The following is a 17,544-nucleotide window of genomic DNA, read 5'->3' as shown; positions in this document are numbered from 1 at the left end:
CCCTCCTTTGTTGTTGGATTATTAATTTTTAATGATTTCAATTTTGGGGTCAACAAATTTAGGTAAATATATTCCATACTTCCTAATTATATCAAAATCATAGTTAGCATTTATTCCATTTTTTTCAAAAGGTATAGTACTCAAATCTTTTAGCAAAACTACTCCATCTACATTCACTTCATTTAAGGTGTTCACATAAATACTACCTCTATTTAAAATAAGTATACCTGAAAAATCAAAGTTACAATTAATTTCCAAATCACCTTCTATGTAGAGAATACCCTTAAGTATTACTTCATCTAATTCTCTTTCACTCTCAATAGTTAAAGTAGGAGTAACATAACCATCTCTTATTATCAAAATCATTTCATTACTTATAAGAATCTCTTCTTTTATGGGTTTCTCCATCCCATTTCTAAAATACATAATACTGGTTCTGCCATCCATCAATTGATTAATTTCAACTCTATTATAGTCCATCGCCTCCAATATTATTATACCACTTGGAGATTCTTCAAAGATAATATTTTCTTCTAAATATGCCAGATAATTTTCAAATTCTTCTATCCTATCTTGTGGAATTCTATCTATGGACAAAACAGGATTTCTCATTTCAAAAAAATCGTTTATTATTGTAAGTTTTGCACTTATATCTTGCTTCACATTATTACAAACACTATAAGTTTCTAACTCCATTATCATTCTATCTTCCTTTTTAAAATTAACTGTAACAATTTTATTAGAATCTCCTTTAAATAAATCCTCTGAATCTATTAAAATGTTTCTATCATATATAGGGGTAATTCTGCCTAATCTAATAAATGTTTCAATTCTTGGCAATAGCTGTTCTTTGTAATATTTTTCATCTTTTAACACCATGTTGATTTTTCCCTCTGAAAGATAAAAGGCTTGTATACTATTTAAGCTAGAATTTACTATGAAGTATTCTATATTAGATAGATACAGTAGAAATAAAGCTGATATTAACATTATAAACATTATTAATAGGACCATATTAGTAATAAAACCCTTGTCCTTTATGACAACCCTCTCCTTTTAATACAGAACAGGACATCTTATAAAAATAGTCATATTAAATTCAGTACTTCTTCTATTGTTTTCACCTAAAATAACAGATAACTTTACTATTCTTTCATTAAAATCAGCATAAGAGTCTTCTATAGATATTATATATTCAGCTATTTCATTATGCCCAGAAAATCCACCAGCCCTTGGTAATCTTTCTTCATTAGTATTAGCTGTAATTCTATATATTTTATTATCTTTAAAATAATAGGTAGAATAGTTATATTTATAAGTAGCATTCGGAGCATAGTTCATCACTACAAATCCAAAATTATTCTCATATTTTTCATCTAATGAATCGATTTTAGCTGATGAAATTATTTTATCTGCGGACCTTACTTCATTTTTAATAAATTCAATCAAATATTTCCCATTCAATATTATTTCATCTTCTATTTCCCCAATTCTATAACTATTTACAGTTATGGTTAAAACTGAGTATAATGTTAATGCTATTAATGAGAATATGCTAAGAGCTAGTATAATCTCTAAAAGAGTATAACCGCTTTTATCCATTAATTATTCATTCCACCTTTTGTAGGAGCAAATATAATAGTAATAACATCCATTTCCTTAATTTTAGTATTCTTTCCATGTTTTAGCTCTACGGATAATTCCCATATTTGATCTCCTCGATTTTTCTTATAGATTTTGCAACTATATTCATAAGCCATATCATCATTATCTAGAGGTAAAATAATTGATATGTTATCAGCGCTACATAGAATATTAATCAGGTCTTCTATTTTCATATCAAATATGTATTCATTTTGGTCCAAATAATCATAAGCTTTAATTCGTTCGATGATAGATTCTATTTCCAATAACATTAAAACCTTTTCTTTTGCTAAATATATGTTGTTTAAACTTGTATTTATAATTGGAAAAAAAGTTATTACAATAATTCCTGTTAAAAATATCCCTAATAACAATTCAATTAACGAAAACCCCTTGCTATTTTTCATTTTCTCCCTCTTAATCATAATAGATATTAACTTTACCCGTTGCTGGAGTTACAGTAATCTGTATTTCTTCTCCGTTACTATTTTCTAAATATATTGTACCAGCATATTTAGGAGCTCCTGAATAATTAAAAACAATCTCATTCTTATTATCTTTAATGTTAATCTTCTTTATCTTTACACCGCTTCTAAATTCCTTCCTTTTAATAGTTTCGGGAAGCTTATCATATTTGATTATTAAATAAGTATTATCAGATCTGAGTTCTACCCCATATAATCTCGATTCTATAATGGCTCTATTCCTTGCATAATTAATATCCTTTTTTAACTCAATTATGTCCTTTCGTTCCCTAAAGTATGATAGATAATTGACTTTGATAGCTGGTATAAGGAACAGCATAGATAATATAAAAATCACTAGAATTAGTTCAATGAGACTTTTTCCCTTATTGTCTTTTAACATTTTTGCTTAATACCTCCAATCATTGAGGATATAAAGCATATATACCGCCTCTGCTCTAGTAATAAAATTATCTGGACTATCATAATATTTGCTCCTGTAATTTTTTTCGTAAAGTATTTTAGTTGAAATATTATCCCATTGGAAACTGTCAGACTCTAATATTTTGCTCATTATGGATTCAATTTCCCTGTAGGATACTCCTTTATTCGCAAAAATAGAATCCATTCCCCAGTTATCAATGTAGCCTTTCTCACGTGCATATTGTAATAAATCATTGAATTTAATCTCATCAATAGTTTTGACTACATCCCAATTATACACTCTACTTAAAAGAGCTAGAAATTCACCTTTTGATATATTGTTATCAGGCTTAAAATTATTATCAGAATAACCAGAAACTATTCCCCTTCTTTGGAAAGCAATTATTTCATTTTTGGCCCAGTGGCTTCTTATGTCCAGTAATACATTATAGTTTTTATCTATTAACACTACGTAAATATTGCCTTTATCTCTAAAGGAGTTAGGTTTAACATAAGTCGTTATATATCCATCCTCTATATAGGACGGCAAATACAACCATAGGCCATTTGATAGCTTATAAATGCCTCCATAGTTTTTTCCATAGTACTCAAATTTCAACTCAATATCCTTTTGATTATCCTCTCCATTGGATTTATTTAGTATACTAACCTTATAGAAATTGGAAGCTTTTATATATTCACTATCTATTATATAATAATTATCTGGTAAGATGTCTATGGAGATTACAATTGGATTATAATAAATCCCACTTTCTACTTTAATATGGAATTTACCGTCTAAACTAGATATTTCCCCACCAGAAATAGGTAGTACTTCTGATTTTGTCTTGCTTATTGCTGATTCTTGAGATAATTGCTGATATTTAGTATCATATTCTTCTGATAAACCTTCTAAAAATCCACTATAAAAACCTTCTATATATCCGGTAGATTCATTATGTAAGTCGTATTCCCTTATCAATCGTGCTTGTGTAGAAAGATGTTTTCTCCAGTTCTTTTCAGATTTAAAATAATAGTCCTCTAATGCTTTCGTTTCACCTTTAATCATTCCAGAAATCTTCCCTTGATTATATCCCATTTCAAAGGTTCTTCTATGTATTGCTAAATTCATAGCTCTATAACATTCATTATAGCTCTTTTCATAAGCCCTTTTAAATCCTACTAAAAAACCTTCCACATACTCAGTTACATCGCTATTTAGTAAAAACTTCTCAATAATAGTTGAGTCAGATGGCATATTCCTTGTATAGTTCAAAGTGTTATTTTCAAAGTAATCTTTTGCTCCATAGTTTCTGCCTAAAATTTTTCCAATATATTCTCCATGATGTAATCCTTCATCATAAGAAAGCTTAATTATTTCTAAATTGGATTTAGTATATCCTTCCACATATCCTTCTCTAAATTTCTTCTTAAAAGTATTTAAAAAGGAATGTCTATCTTGATAATTAAACCTATTTAAATCAAACATGTCAACTATATCAATATCAGAGGGCAGTGCGCTAGGTGGATTTAAATCTTTACTTGCATAATAATCTTTGAAACCATAAACTTCTCCAGTTAACAAACCTAACATATCAGCATAATCAGTATTTCTGATATTCAAATCTGCATCGTCAGAAGGGTTATTCCCTTTTAAAATTTCATTATATCCTTTTATAAAACTAGCATAATATCCTGACATAAAACCTTCATTATAGACATTAGACTGATTATTTAGATAATATTTATACTTATTCTCCACTTCATAACGGTCAATTAAGTCTTTATAATTAGGTGTTATATCTATTGCATAAAGATATTTAAATCCTTCTAAAATTCCATCATAATATCCAAAATACTCTCCTAATTTCTCTCCATTCTTATATTCATCTTCCCATGTATTAGCAAAAACTTTTATATTATAGTTAAAGAACAGGAAATTAAATATTATAATTGAAAAAATTACTTTAAATATTTTCAAGTTCAGTCACCTTACCTTATTTAGGAATAACCAATATTCTTCCTTCTTTAATATCCTTATCTGATTTTATTTCATTCCTTTTTATAATTATATCTTTCTTTTTTGCAGTACCATAGAATTTCATACTTATCTCATCTAATGTATCGTCTTTTTCCACTACATAGATTGAGAAGGATTCGTTATTTTCATCAAACCCATTAGTTCTTTTAGTATAATTCGCTTCCACTTTGTCCAATAATAAAACTCCGTAGTCTTCCCTATTATTAGCCAATTCTATATATAATTTGTCCAGTTGTAAAGGATAAAGGGCTAAATCAGATGGAAATTTGACCTCAATATAATTCCAGCCTTTCCACGATATACCCCTTGATAATTCAAGGTCTACAAATTCACCAGCTTGTCCTTTCATTCTAAAACCCAGAGTGGCTGGAGAATATTCAAAGGAATATACCCATATCCCTACAGTATCTGGAGGATATTTCAATATTATATTTCTATTTGATAAATCTAAATAAGCTCTATTCTCACTTTCCAAGGCTAAAATATTGTACTCGAACCTTATAGAATGCTCATTGGATATTGAGTTTGTAGATTTATAAACACCACCATTAACATATTTGCTTGATGGTATGAAGTAATAGTTATCATCTTCAAAATCCTCCAATATTTCCATATGATGATTATCTACTTTATCTTGCAAATCCGTCTCATCTTCTAAACTAACTTCATCTTCATAAATAACCTCATCTTCAGGAGAACTTAATTCCTGTAATGGATAAAAAGGGTTTTCTTCAACTACATTAGACGCATATTCTAAGTTAGTTTTGCTATCATAAATTGGGTTATATTCAATTAGACTGTATATCTTCATGGATAGATGCCCTGCTAATACTTGACTATCTACACTATCTATTAGTAAGTCTGTAACCAATAACTTTTTTGGACATTCTTTTATTTTTCTAAGAATTTCAATTAATCCATTATATGGAGCTCTGAAGGGTATATGTACATCTATTGTGTGGAATGAAAAATCGTCAATATATTCCTCCTTAGGCGTAGTAAAATTTATATCAAAAAATTCCATATTTTCATTATCAAAAAGGTCACTCAATAGAACTATTATTTCATATTGATCAATATACGGAAAATATTTGCTAGTAAGGGCAATCTTTTCTTCATATAGTTTTTTTCCTTCCTTTTCAATATTATCTTCTTTCTTTAAAATAGCATTGATCTGGGATATTTTTTCTTCATAATCTTTTCTTTGAAGGATTAAAGCTTGCAATTTCATATATTGTGGAAAAATTATAAATCTATACATTGTCCAAAAAAATATGATTGTTCCCAAAATGTAAAATAGTATTATTTCATTTTTGGTCATTTTCCTCTTTATCATTATTTTCTTCATGAGCCCTATTTTCTCCATCTCCATCCACATCCTCAAAATTTATATTTAGAACAAAATTATAATTTTGACTTGACTTGGTAATAGTTGAAATGAAAACATTTTTGAAATCTTCTATAGATTTTAGATTGTTACTAAACACTGCTATGGAATATTGATCTCCTGAATAGCCTATTAGCTCAATACTATCTGTATTTATACTTATAGAGGTAAAATAAACACCATCTGGCCTTCTAAGTGTAATACTTTCTAATAAGGAATCATCTATTATGCTTTTTTTTGATATAATTCGATCCAATTGTCTATATTGTTCTAAATAAATTCTAAATTCTTTTACTTCCTCTTCTTTTTCCTTTATTTTTTTCATTTTTTTAGTTAATAGATTGTCTTCTAGAACCGCTTCCATTTTAGCTACATCTTTTGAAATCCTTCTAATCCTTATCTGTAAATGAGTAGTATAAATAACTATAAATAAACATAACGGTATGGTAATAAAATAGTAAATCCGTTTTTCTTTGCAAAATTTATCCTTTTTACTTATAAAATATTCAAAAAAATTTAGGTCTTTCATGTCAAATCACCTATCTTCTTACCAATGCACCAATAGAATTAATGTATTCAAACATATTACCATTAAAATCCACATTATCTAAAGATTCAATTATAACAGTAGGAATGTTGAAATAATTAGAATAAAATCTATCTAAACCATTATAATTTGCATTTCCACCACATAATAGGATCATATTTATTTGATAACCTAGCTCTCTAGTTAGATAGTATCTGAAGATCATTTCTATTCTCTCATTTAGTGTAGTAAGTACGCCTTTTATTAAACTTAAAACTGTATCATACTCTGAACTTTCTTCACTAGATATATCTGAATTGAATATATTATCCTTAATCTCAATAAGTTTTGAATCATCATACTCATAATAATTTAAAATGCTTTGGTCTAAATATTTTCCTCCTATATCAATTACTCTACTTACATATATGGTCCCATTTTTAATTATGGAAACCTTGGTATTTTCATAACCTATATCAATAACAGCAAAGGTCAAATTTTCAGTTGGATAATCTCCGTTGATGCAGGTACTTAAACTCAGCAATTTAGCTATTGAATTAGATTGATAATCTAATACTAAAGGATTTAAACCTAAATCTTTTAGTAATCGATAATGGTTATTTATTATTTCCTTTGGCATCCCAATTAACAATAGATTTATCTTTTCAATATCATCATCATAAAAATAATCAATTACTTGAAATTGCACTACAAAGTTTTCAGGATTAAGAGAAATGTACTCTTCAATCTGAAAACTTATCACCTTTTCAATATCTTCTGGTTCTACCTTTGGAATTACTGCTTCCCTTATTATTGTCTTTGAATTATTAATAGTCAAATAGGTATCCTTTATTCTTATTTTCCTTTTCTTAAGTTCCTCATCTAATACATAATAGAGCAAATCCTTGTCCATTTCTCCATCCTGATAGGCACCTTTAGGAGTATTAATGGCAAAATAATCATCTACTATAATACTTGAATCCATTATCTTACCTACAATACCTTTAATCTTATAGCTACCAATATCTAAAGAAAGTATACTTTTCTTAGGGAGAAGGAATTTCAAATTCAATTAAAACCATCTCCTTTCAGATATAAAATCACTTTATAACTCTGCAAATTCTTAAATTATATTTGCAGTTAAAGTCGATATTTTCTTTAATATTTAGATTGATTTGGTATGAAATAGTTTGTTATCCAATTAGAATAAAAAATTAATTATATACCAATTAATAATTCTATCTCCCCAAAATAAAGTAATTATAAATCCTAATATTAAAGAGGGAGCAAAGGGGATACAATCTTTTCTTCCTTTAATTTTGAAACATAGTAAAATAATTGAAACAATACCTCCTATTAAAAACGATAAAAGAATACTTAAAATAATTCTGGGGATTCCTAGAATGAAACCTAACACTCCAATTAGCTTTACATCTCCACCGCCTATTTCACCTTTTGATGCAAAAAAAATAATAAGAAAAATTAACAATCCCACACCCAGCCCCATTAAACTGTTAATCAAATTCAAAGTGCTGTTATAGAATAATAAATTTAATATACTAAATATAATTGAACCTAATAATACTAATAAGACTAAAATATTTGGAATTAATAGATTTTCTAAATCTATAAAAATAATGATTCCAAATAAACTGAATAAATAAGCATAAAATATAAAATTTAAACTAAGTCCATAATGCAAAAAAATTATAAGATATATAATTCCATTTAATAACTCGACAATAGGATATCTTAGAGAAATCCTTTTTCCGCAGTATTTACATCTTCCTCTTTGGAGTAAAAAACTAAGTATAGGTATCAAATTGTACCATTTTAAAGGGATCTCACATTTCGGACAATAAGAACGTGGGAAAATAATGCTTTCTTGTTTTGGAATCCTATGTACACATACATTTAGAAAGGAACCTATAATGATACCTGAAACAAATATGAATACTGCCATTGATAATCTCCTTAATTATTTTTATTTATCATAACAGGTTCTACTATAATGTTGCCTTTTTCATCAACCGTTACTTTATAATCATTGCCAGTAAATTTAGTACCATCTGATCTTTTTAATTCATCTGTAATTCCTCTAGGAATAGTAGGCCATTCTTCAATATATGGAGCCCAAGGCTGAGCATCAGCTTTTTCTCCTCCAGTTCCTGTCCACCCATTGCTATCTATTATATCTCCATCTGCTATATGCATGGTAGCTGCACTCATGAGTACCCTTACGTTTGCATTATGGGCAGCTATGGCTGCTTTTTTTCTCGAAACACCTAATCTTGGTATAGCAATAGTAGTTAATAAGCCAATTATGGATATTACTATAATTATTTCAATTAGCGTAAAACCTTTATAGTTTTTATAAAACTTCGCAATAATTCTCCAAATCATTTTATCCTCCTATTCTACTATTTTGTAATTATAGAAAGGCAGAATTCTCATAATATTCTAATATAAAAAATTGTATTGCACCTTTCATATCTAAAAATATGTAGCCATGTAATTCTTCAAAATCTTTTTTTAGATTTTTAAATATCAATTGTATTGACTATATCAAACATGGGCATCGCCATTGCAAGAATAATAAAACCTATTATTATCGCCATACAAATTATTAGAAAAGGTTCTAATAAGGTAGTTATTCTTTGAAAGAATACTTCTACCTCTTCATCAAAAAAATCAGCAGTCTTATCCAACATATTGTCTAAAGTTCCAGATTCTTCTCCTATTTTTATCATAGAATCTACCATTGGTGGAAATATAGCAGTTTTTTTTATTGCTTTTGACATAGGTATACCTTTCCTTATATCCTCTTTAACCTGACATAATTTGTTTGTTAATACCTGGTTCTCCATTATATTACTAACTACATCTAATGCTTCCAATAAAGGTATCCCACTATCAAATAAGGTAGCTAGAGTTCTTGCAAATCTAGAGGTTAAAATCATTATATGGTTTTTCCTTATTCCAGGAATTTTGATTCTTAAAGTATCATATAATAATCTCCCTTTTTTTGTTTTTTTAAAATAAGCAATTCCTGCCAACAATATAGAGATGGCTCCTATGAATAGATACCAGAAATCGATTAACCATTTACTCAAAGTTAAAAGAATTCTAGTTGGTACTGGCAAAATAAGACCACTAAATTCAAACATGCTAACGAAAGTAGGCATGACTACAATAAGTAAGAAAATTATTACTGCTATTGTAACGATACATAAAACAGTTGGATACACCAAAGCACTTTTTATCTTGTTTTCGATAGTAGCTTCCTTTTCATAATACACAGCCATTCTCTTCATCAATATATCTAAATTCCCACTAACTTCTCCTGCTAATACTATATTAGATAGGAGAGATGGAAAAATATTATTATGTTTAGCTATTGCATCAGATAGGACCATCCCCTTTTGCACATCTTCTTTCACAATAGATATAGCTTTTTGCAAAGTTTTATTTTCCGTTTGTTTCTCTAAAATATCCAAACAATTTATAATATTTATTCCAGCATCTATCATAGTATAAAACTGTCGACAAAAAATAGCTAAATCTTTTTTAGTAACCTTTTTAGGAAATATTTCTTTACTTATGTCCTTTCCCACATCCTCCTCAATGGATATGGGATAAAAATTACTTTTCCTTAGCATATCCAATACTTCTAAATCCGAAGAAGCATCAAAATATCCCTCTTTAATAACTCCTGACTCAGAAACTGCTCTATATTTATATAATGGCAATGTAAACCACCACCTTATATTATGTACTTTCGTACATAATCCATATCCATTGCTTGTCTTATTAGAGTTTCTCTAGAAATAACCCCTCTCCTATAAAAATCTAATAGGCAATCATCCATAGTTTGCATTCCCTGCTGCTTACTTGTTTGTATTATTGTATCTATTTGATATGTTTTTTCTTCCCTTATCAAGTTTCTTATTGCATGAGTAGCTATCATTATTTCCGAAGCTACAACTCTCCTACCTCCTTCAGTCCTAGGCAACAATTGCTGAGATATTATAGCTTGTATTACTGAAGACAACTGAACTCTAATTTGTTTTTGCTGATACGGTGGAAAAACATCTATAATACGGTCTATTGTTTTTGCTGCACCAATAGTGTGCAGAGTTGATAATATTAGGTGACCAGTTTCAGCAGCAGTAAGAACAATACTAATAGTATTTAAATCTCTCATCTCTCCAACCATGATTACATCTGGATCCTGCCTTAAAGCTGCACTTAGAGCATTGGAAAAACTGCAGGTATCCCTACCAATTTCCCTTTGATTTACGATACTTTTTTTATGTGTATGTAAAAACTCAATTGGATCTTCTAAGGTGATTATATGGCAATTTCTTTCTTCATTTATCAAGTTGATCATAGAAGCTAAAGTAGTAGATTTACCGCAACCAGCAGGTCCAGTGACAAGTATTAAACCTCTTGGAAACCTTGTTATATTCTTTACAATAGCCGGTAGTCCTAATTCGTCAATAGTGGGAACTTCTAATGGAATTACCCTAATAGCCATTGCATAGCTATTTCTTTGCTTATATGCATTTATACGAAAATGGCCAATACCTTGTGAAGAATAAGATATATCTATATGCCCCTTCTGTTCCAACTCTTTTAGCTCCTTATTACTTAGTATCTGTCTAATTAAATTCTCTATATCTTCTGAATCTAGCGATCTTTCGTTTAAATGGACCAAAGAGCCATGAACCCTCATGGAAGGAGGGATTCCAACAGTAAGATGAATGTCTGATGCTCCTTCATTAACCCCAAATCTGATTAATTCTAATAAATCCATTCTCTTCCTCCTACCCCAAAGTATAGCCTGCTTTTAGACATTCTTCTAAAGTAGAAACACCTTCTATGGCTAATTTGATTGAGTTATTCAATAAGGTGGTCATACCAGAATTTATAGCCTCGATTCTCAGCTTATCAACGCTTGCACCTTTAGAAATCAATTCTCTCATACTTTCGTTTACCAACATTATCTCATGTACAGCTCTTCTGCCAATAAAGCCATTATTACATTCATTACATCCTTTTGCTTTATAAAGAATAACAGACTCTTTCTGATCTATACCTAATAATGACTTTTCAGATAGATTTGCTTCATAAGAAATTTTACAATTAGGACATAATTTTTTTATCAGTCTTTGTGAAATAACTCCAATTACTGCTGAGGATACCAAGTATGGTTCTATCCCCATATCTATTAATCTGATAATAGATGAAGGACTATCATTTGTATGAAGGGTAGAAAGGACTAAATGGCCTGTTATCGCGGCACGCGTTGCAATTTTAGCTGTTTCAGTATCTCTAATTTCACCTATCATGATTATATCTGGATCTTGTCTAAGAATAGACCTTAAACCACTAGCAAAAGTTAATCCTGCTTTAACATTTACTTGAACTTGGTTTATGCCTTCCAATTTGTATTCTACAGGGTCTTCTATGGTTATTATATTCTTTTCAATGTTATTCAACTCCTTTAAGATCGCGTATAACGTTGAAGTCTTGCCACATCCAGTTGGTCCGGTCGTTAGTACAATGCCGTAGGGTTGCTTAAGTATCTTATTAAATAATTTCAAGTTTTCTTCATTAAGCCCTAATTCAGATTTTGTAAAGAAAAAATTCTCCCTATCTAAAATCCTTATAACTATCTTTTCTCCATGTATAGTTGGCATCGTAGATATTCGCAAATCTATCTCTTTACCGTTAAATTTTATATCAACCCTACCGTCTTGAGGTATCCTCTTTTCAGCAATATTCATTTGCCCCATAATCTTAATCCTTGTGATTAAAGCCGAATAAATATTAATGGATAATCTCAAAATTTCATTTAGGTCCCCATCAATCCTAAACCTTATTCGTATAATATCTTCAGAGGGCTCAATATGAATGTCGCTGGCTTTCAACTCAATGGCTCGTTCTATTATAGAATTTAGCAATTTAACTACTGGTGCAGACCTAATTTCTAATAATTCTTCCTCGTCTATACCTTCAATATCGTCATATTTATGATTGCTTGAAAATTCTTCTATCAGCTTTTCCGATACACCCTTTTTGTAATATTTGTCAATATATTTTCTAATACTTTTCCTATTTGACATTACAGGTTGTATTTCGTATTGAGTATGTAGTTTTACATCATCTATTGCAAATATGTTAAGGGGATCTGCCATAGCAATCATAAGCAAATTATCTTTTAAATCAATTGCTATTAAATCATATCTTCTAGCAATGGTTTCAGGTATTTTGAGAACTATTTCAGATTTTATCATATACTTTTCTAAATCAATATATGGTATACCTAGTTCATCTTCTAATACTTCTAAAAGGCCTTTCCCTTCACCTAATCCTTTCGCTATAATAGTTTCACGATTTTTTTGATTATTTTCTTGTCTTATTAAAGTGTCATTAAGTTGTTCCTCTGTAATTTTATCAGAGTATAAAAAAGATTCTCTTAATTTAAATTCATATTTCCTCATAATTACACCTTTATTTAATATATACAATAGTATTATTCTATGTAGTTTTTTAAAATCCTCCTAATTTTTTCAAAATTTTCTAGAAAAAATAAATCTTTTTTCCCAAGCCATATTTCCTGACTACATAATCCCTGATTTATTAACATTGAAATTCCGTTAATAGTTTTATAACCCTTAAATTCAGCTAATTGTAATAACCTTGTTTTTTTTGGTTTATAAATTATGTCATATACTATTAAGTTTTCCTTGAACCCCTCAATATCTATAGGGCTTTCAGTTTGATTTGGATACATTCCAACGGAAGTACAGTTAACAATCATATCAACTTCTTTCTTCTTTACGTTTTCCAATTTTAAGGAGTCATATTTAACTTCAATTTTAGGAAAATATGAAGATATTCTATCCGATAAAGTTTCAGCTTTAGATATAGTTCTATTTGCAATAATTATACTCTTTACACCCTCCATAGCTAATGAAACAGAAATTGCATTAGCAGCTCCTCCTGCACCTAATACCAATATTTTTTTATCTTTTACATCGATTTTTTCCATTTCCAAAGATTTTAAAAATCCTTTTCCATCAGTATTAAAACCTATTAATTTACCATTCAGATTTCTTACAGTATTCACAGCTCCTAAAACCTTTACATTTTCAGATACCTCATCTAAGTAGTTTATTATAGTGATCTTATGAGGTATTGTAACATTAAAACCCTTTACGTTTAAAATTTTGAAAGCTTCGAGAATTAATTCCAATTCTTCTTCTTTTATCTCAAATGTGAAATATATGCTATTTTCTCCTATCAATTCGAAGTAACTATTATGAATTATTGGTGATAAGGATTTCGATACAGGATTGCCAATTAAGCAATAAATATCTTTATCTTTAATAGTTTTCATTGATCTCCCTCCTTTGTGTGCAATTATATTATAACATAATGATTTAGAATTTTATTATCAATTATGATAAGATCAGTTATGATGATTTATTCCTTCTTTATACATATATTAAAAAAATTAACCTTAATAAAAAAACTTAAAAAAGCAAAAATAGATTTAGGAGGTGGATATTTTGAAAAAAAATAAAATATTATTTTTTCCCTTGGTTCTCGCTTTAGTTTTAATTACAATTGGTTGCACAGTTAATCGTCCTGGAACGCAAACAAGAATAGGACGTAATACAACTAATAATGATTTAGGCTTAAGAAGAAACAATAATATGCTCGGAATTAATAGAAGAAATACTAACCTAATAACCGATAGAAACAGAATTAATGATGATAACTTGGTAAGAAATATGGATAGCAATATGCTTGATAATAATATGCTTGATAACAGTATGAATAATATGTCTACCCGAGCTAACGCCATTGCAAGAAGAATTACTAATTTAAACGAAGTTAACAGGTGTTCAGTATTGTTAAGTGGTGATACTGCCATTGTTGGGGTAGATATAAACGATAATTTTGAAGGAAAAATGTCTGAAAACTTGAAAATAAAAATCGAAAATATTGTTAAAGATATGGATAATAATATTACAAATGTCAGCGTAACAGCAGATCCCGATCTATTTACTAGAATATCTAATATGGCGAAGGATATTCGTGAAGGAAGGCCTATAACTGGTTTCGCAAGACAATTTCAGGAAATATTAAGGAGAATATCCCCAACAAGATAAATCCGGATTTCCCGGATTTATCCTCCTACATAATCATTACAAACTTTTTAGGGGGAAAAGAAATGAAAAAAATCAACTATTTTTTTTTACTAGCCAGTTTGACATTATACTTCTCGTCTATTTCAGTTAATGCATGTAGTAATAGATATGGAAGAATAGTAAACCAGGGACCAAAAAATGAGAAAGTTATTGCCCTAACTTTCGATGATGGACCTCATCCTAAATTTACTAATGAAATTCTGGATATATTAAAGGAATATGATATAAAAGCCACCTTTTTCGTTTTAGGAAAATTCGCAGAAGCATATCCAGAAATAATCATTAGACAATGGCAGGAAGGCCATGAGATAGGAAATCATACTTACTCTCATGTAGATGCTAAAAGTGTATCTAAAAAGATACTGTATGAGGAATATAAAAAAACCCAGGAAATTATTGAAAATCTAGTTAATAATAGGCCAAAGCTTTTTAGGCCTCCTTACGGGTCTTTCGATAGCCAAGCTTTAGATATAATGGAAATGGATAACTCAATAATGGTCTTATGGTCATCTCATCAGGATTCCAAAGATTGGAGTAATCCTGAAGTAGATGAAATAGTAAATACTACACTATCAAGTATCAAAAATGGCGACATTATTCTATTTCATGATTATGTCTATTATAACAAAAGTAATACAGTTGAAGCATTAAAAATAATAATTCCTGAACTTATAAACCGAGGTTACAAATTTGTCACCATTTCAGAATTACTAAATCTAATAGAATAGTAAATTGCATGTTCAGCAAACAACTTGGCATTAACTATTTAAAGCTTTGCTAAGCTTTTCTAAAGCTCGTTTTTCTATCCTAGATACGTAAGATCTGGATATTCCTAGCATTGAAGCTATTTCCCTTTGAGTCCTGCAACCTCCATCCGTCAATCCATATCTTAATTCAAGTATCTTCCTTTCTCTATCTTTCAATACCTTATTAATAGCATTATACAATCTTTTAGTTTGCAGCTTTAAATGAACTTCATCTAATATATGATCTGTATCAGTACCTAATATATCTAATAAGGATATTTCATTACCTTCTTTATCAATACCTATAGGCTCCTGTAAAGAAACTTCTCCTTTGGATTTTTTATTAGATCTCATGGTCATTAAAATTTCATTAGCAATAGTAACATTACGGAAACATTTCATCATAGCCAAAATTTACTTAAATCCACTTCAGATTTACCTACAATAGGCTTCCGTATTAAATATTATAGATTATTAAACAATATGAAACAAGAAGAACTTGCAGTAAAGGCTGGATTAGATAGAGCTACTATTATCAGATATGAAAACAATTTAGTAGAACATTCTATAAATATTATTGATAAAATATCACATGCACTTGGAGTAAATCCTACCATCATATATGATGATTATTTTAGATTTATTAGTAGCGATTACGGTAAGAAAATTAAACAATTAAGAATTAAGTTTAATTTAACTCAAAAAGGCTTAGGTAGTTTGTTGCAAGTCCACAGAAAAACAATTTCAAAATGAGAAGCAGAGAAAGAATATCCGACTTGGAAAAACTATATGAAATTATTAAAGTATTTCCCATGAAATAACCACAATACAACATACTTTTATTTTCTTTTTCTTTAGAACAATTATAGATATAAAAACCAACTTTTTATATTTTATTTGATGTTATTGGTCGTAATTCAATACCTGACTTTGTGTTAGCCATTTTTAGGCTTTTTATAAAATATATATGTAAAATATAGCTATATCTTTTATTTTTCGTTGTAGGAGAAAATTAAAGGTCGTTTTTTTTCGTATGAATAAAAAAGAGGTAGGATTTATAATATTCTACCTCTATAATCTATATAACTTATGAATGCCAAATGAATGAATATGATTTAAATGTCTTATAAAACCCTTAATGCTCTTGGGCTATTCTCTCTTCTCTCAATATATCCTTTTTCCTCCAACTTACTTAAATATCTATGAACTGTACTTGTAGACTTAAAACCTACAATTTCACTTAACTCTCTTACAGATGGACTATATCCATTTTCATCTATGTATTTTACGATAGCATCAAATAGTTTAGATTCTTTTTCATTTAGCATGGTCATTCCCCCTTTAAACATATTATATACGAACGTAAGTTCTGTGTAAAGGGATTAAATAAAAAAGGTAGGATTTTGCTTCCCTACCTCTATTTATACCATATATAATTCTGATCTCTCTACATTCTTAGGGAACATTTGATAGTTTAACAAGGAAAAATCAAAATCATTAACAATGATATTTTTAATCTTTTTCATATTAGCCAATAATTTTTACAAGTATTGCTGTTATTACAGATGTAATTATTGGAGCCATAATATATGATTTCCAAAAACTACTCCTTTTATCTATATTATCAACATCTGTTTTTATTTCTCCGACTTCTCTATTTAGCTTATTTAAACTATCTATTACATTATCTAGTTTATTACTTAACATATCTATTTTCTTATCATATTTATCATCTAACTTAACTAAATGATCCAAAATTCTATCTATATCCATATTATAACCTCCAAATTGGGTGGAACTATTTAAAGATTCCTCATATAAATTATATATGTCTTTAACACATTTTATGTACCCAGCATTATAAAATCCATTAAGTAACAACCTAAGTGATTTATTGTCCAAGATATACACTTGACTAGAATCTTTATTATAAGTTACATATTTATAATCCATATTATTTTTTACTATATATTCTTCTACAGTAGCCATTAATTATTCCTCCAATAAATTAAGGCTTTTTAAGAAATTATCACTAACGTTTATTTCTCCAAAGTTTTCTTCATATTGTTTAATATTTTTTTCAAGAATCAT

The 17,544-nt window shown here is 28.9% G+C and carries 20 protein-coding genes; 3 read left to right on the top strand and 17 right to left on the bottom strand.

Going from position 1 to position 17,544, the window contains the following annotated elements; all coding sequences use genetic code 11:
* Positions 1-21: 21 nt before the first annotated feature.
* The 14 genes from BLV68_RS12180 to aroE form a co-directional block, all read right to left on the bottom strand.
* Complete coding sequence (locus BLV68_RS12180) at positions 22-1,014, bottom strand: hypothetical protein (protein WP_093754217.1); 993 nt, start codon at positions 1,012-1,014, stop codon at positions 22-24.
* A 42-nt stretch (positions 1,015-1,056) separates the two neighbouring features.
* Positions 1,057-1,602 (bottom strand): PulJ/GspJ family protein, encoded by a 546-nt coding sequence (locus tag BLV68_RS12175; protein ID WP_093754215.1) that lies wholly within the window; start codon positions 1,600-1,602, stop codon positions 1,057-1,059.
* On the bottom strand, positions 1,602-2,051 hold the full coding sequence (locus BLV68_RS12170; RefSeq protein ID WP_159428695.1) for a type IV pilus modification PilV family protein: 450 nt from the start codon (positions 2,049-2,051) through the stop codon (positions 1,602-1,604). The genes BLV68_RS12175 and BLV68_RS12170 overlap by 1 nt, the downstream gene beginning before the upstream one ends.
* Positions 2,052-2,061: 10 nt before the next feature.
* The gene (locus BLV68_RS12165; RefSeq protein WP_093754211.1) at positions 2,062-2,511 is read right to left on the bottom strand and encodes a GspH/FimT family pseudopilin; all 450 of its coding nucleotides are present in this window, start codon (positions 2,509-2,511) and stop codon (positions 2,062-2,064) included.
* 6 nt (positions 2,512-2,517) lie between these two features.
* Entirely contained in the window at positions 2,518-4,512 is a 1,995-nt protein-coding gene (locus BLV68_RS12160) for an S-layer homology domain-containing protein (protein WP_093754209.1), read from the bottom strand.
* 16 nt (positions 4,513-4,528) lie between these two features.
* Positions 4,529-5,938 carry a LysM peptidoglycan-binding domain-containing protein gene (locus BLV68_RS12155; protein ID WP_159428694.1) on the bottom strand — a complete coding sequence of 470 codons (1,410 nt, stop codon included), beginning with the start codon at positions 5,936-5,938 and terminating at the stop codon, positions 4,529-4,531.
* Entirely contained in the window at positions 5,880-6,488 is a 609-nt protein-coding gene (locus BLV68_RS12150) for a PilN domain-containing protein (protein ID WP_093754205.1), read from the bottom strand. Before BLV68_RS12150 ends, BLV68_RS12155 begins: the two co-directional genes overlap by 59 nt.
* Before the next feature lie 10 nt (positions 6,489-6,498).
* Positions 6,499-7,557: a pilus assembly protein PilM gene (gene pilM, locus BLV68_RS12145; RefSeq protein WP_093754203.1), complete on the bottom strand. Its 1,059-nt coding sequence runs from the start codon at positions 7,555-7,557 to the stop codon at positions 6,499-6,501.
* Positions 7,558-7,686: 129 nt separating this feature from the next.
* Entirely contained in the window at positions 7,687-8,448 is a 762-nt protein-coding gene (locus BLV68_RS12140) for a prepilin peptidase (protein ID WP_093754201.1), read from the bottom strand.
* An 11-nt stretch (positions 8,449-8,459) separates the two neighbouring features.
* Positions 8,460-8,888, bottom strand: coding sequence for a type II secretion system protein (locus tag BLV68_RS12135; RefSeq protein ID WP_093754199.1), 429 nt, complete (start codon positions 8,886-8,888; stop codon positions 8,460-8,462).
* A gap of 137 nt (positions 8,889-9,025) precedes the next feature.
* Complete coding sequence (locus BLV68_RS12130) at positions 9,026-10,234, bottom strand: type II secretion system F family protein (protein WP_234949913.1); 1,209 nt, start codon at positions 10,232-10,234, stop codon at positions 9,026-9,028.
* 14 nt (positions 10,235-10,248) lie between these two features.
* Positions 10,249-11,301 (bottom strand): type IV pilus twitching motility protein PilT, encoded by a 1,053-nt coding sequence (locus BLV68_RS12125; RefSeq protein ID WP_093754197.1) that lies wholly within the window; start codon positions 11,299-11,301, stop codon positions 10,249-10,251.
* Between the two features lie 10 nt (positions 11,302-11,311).
* A complete protein-coding gene (locus tag BLV68_RS12120) occupies positions 11,312-12,991 on the bottom strand; it encodes a GspE/PulE family protein (RefSeq protein ID WP_200773781.1) in 1,680 nt (559 codons plus the stop codon).
* A 32-nt stretch (positions 12,992-13,023) separates the two neighbouring features.
* Positions 13,024-13,890 (bottom strand): shikimate dehydrogenase, encoded by an 867-nt coding sequence (aroE, locus tag BLV68_RS12115; RefSeq protein WP_093754195.1) that lies wholly within the window; start codon positions 13,888-13,890, stop codon positions 13,024-13,026.
* A 172-nt stretch (positions 13,891-14,062) separates the two neighbouring features.
* Between aroE and BLV68_RS12110 the strand changes: the two genes are divergently transcribed.
* Entirely contained in the window at positions 14,063-14,668 is a 606-nt protein-coding gene (locus BLV68_RS12110; RefSeq protein ID WP_159428693.1) for a YhcN/YlaJ family sporulation lipoprotein, read from the top strand.
* Positions 14,669-14,730: 62 nt separating this feature from the next.
* Positions 14,731-15,435 (top strand): polysaccharide deacetylase family protein, encoded by a 705-nt coding sequence (locus BLV68_RS12105; protein ID WP_093754191.1) that lies wholly within the window; start codon positions 14,731-14,733, stop codon positions 15,433-15,435.
* A 30-nt stretch (positions 15,436-15,465) separates the two neighbouring features.
* Here BLV68_RS12105 and BLV68_RS12100 read toward each other — a convergent pair whose 3' ends face one another.
* A complete protein-coding gene (locus BLV68_RS12100; RefSeq protein WP_234949919.1) occupies positions 15,466-15,858 on the bottom strand; it encodes a sigma-70 family RNA polymerase sigma factor in 393 nt (130 codons plus the stop codon).
* Between BLV68_RS12100 and BLV68_RS12095 the strand changes: the two genes are divergently transcribed.
* A complete protein-coding gene (locus tag BLV68_RS12095; protein ID WP_327192049.1) occupies positions 15,823-16,206 on the top strand; it encodes a helix-turn-helix transcriptional regulator in 384 nt (127 codons plus the stop codon). The genes BLV68_RS12100 and BLV68_RS12095 overlap by 36 nt on opposite strands.
* 371 nt (positions 16,207-16,577) lie before the next feature.
* On the opposite strand, the gene BLV68_RS12090 is transcribed toward BLV68_RS12095, so the two are convergent.
* Both BLV68_RS12090 and BLV68_RS12085 read right to left on the bottom strand, forming a co-directional pair.
* Positions 16,578-16,781 carry a LexA family protein gene (locus BLV68_RS12090; RefSeq protein WP_159428692.1) on the bottom strand — a complete coding sequence of 68 codons (204 nt, stop codon included), beginning with the start codon at positions 16,779-16,781 and terminating at the stop codon, positions 16,578-16,580.
* 199 nt (positions 16,782-16,980) lie between these two features.
* Positions 16,981-17,442, bottom strand: a complete 462-nt coding sequence (locus BLV68_RS12085; RefSeq protein WP_093754018.1) for a hypothetical protein — start codon at positions 17,440-17,442, stop codon at positions 16,981-16,983.
* Between the last annotated feature and the right edge of the window lie 102 nt (positions 17,443-17,544).

The sequence above is a fragment of the Tepidimicrobium xylanilyticum genome, from assembly GCF_900106765.1.
Taxonomy (GTDB): domain Bacteria; phylum Bacillota; class Clostridia; order Tissierellales; family Tepidimicrobiaceae; genus Tepidimicrobium; species Tepidimicrobium xylanilyticum.
This window is presented reverse-complemented; position numbering and strand designations above follow the sequence as displayed.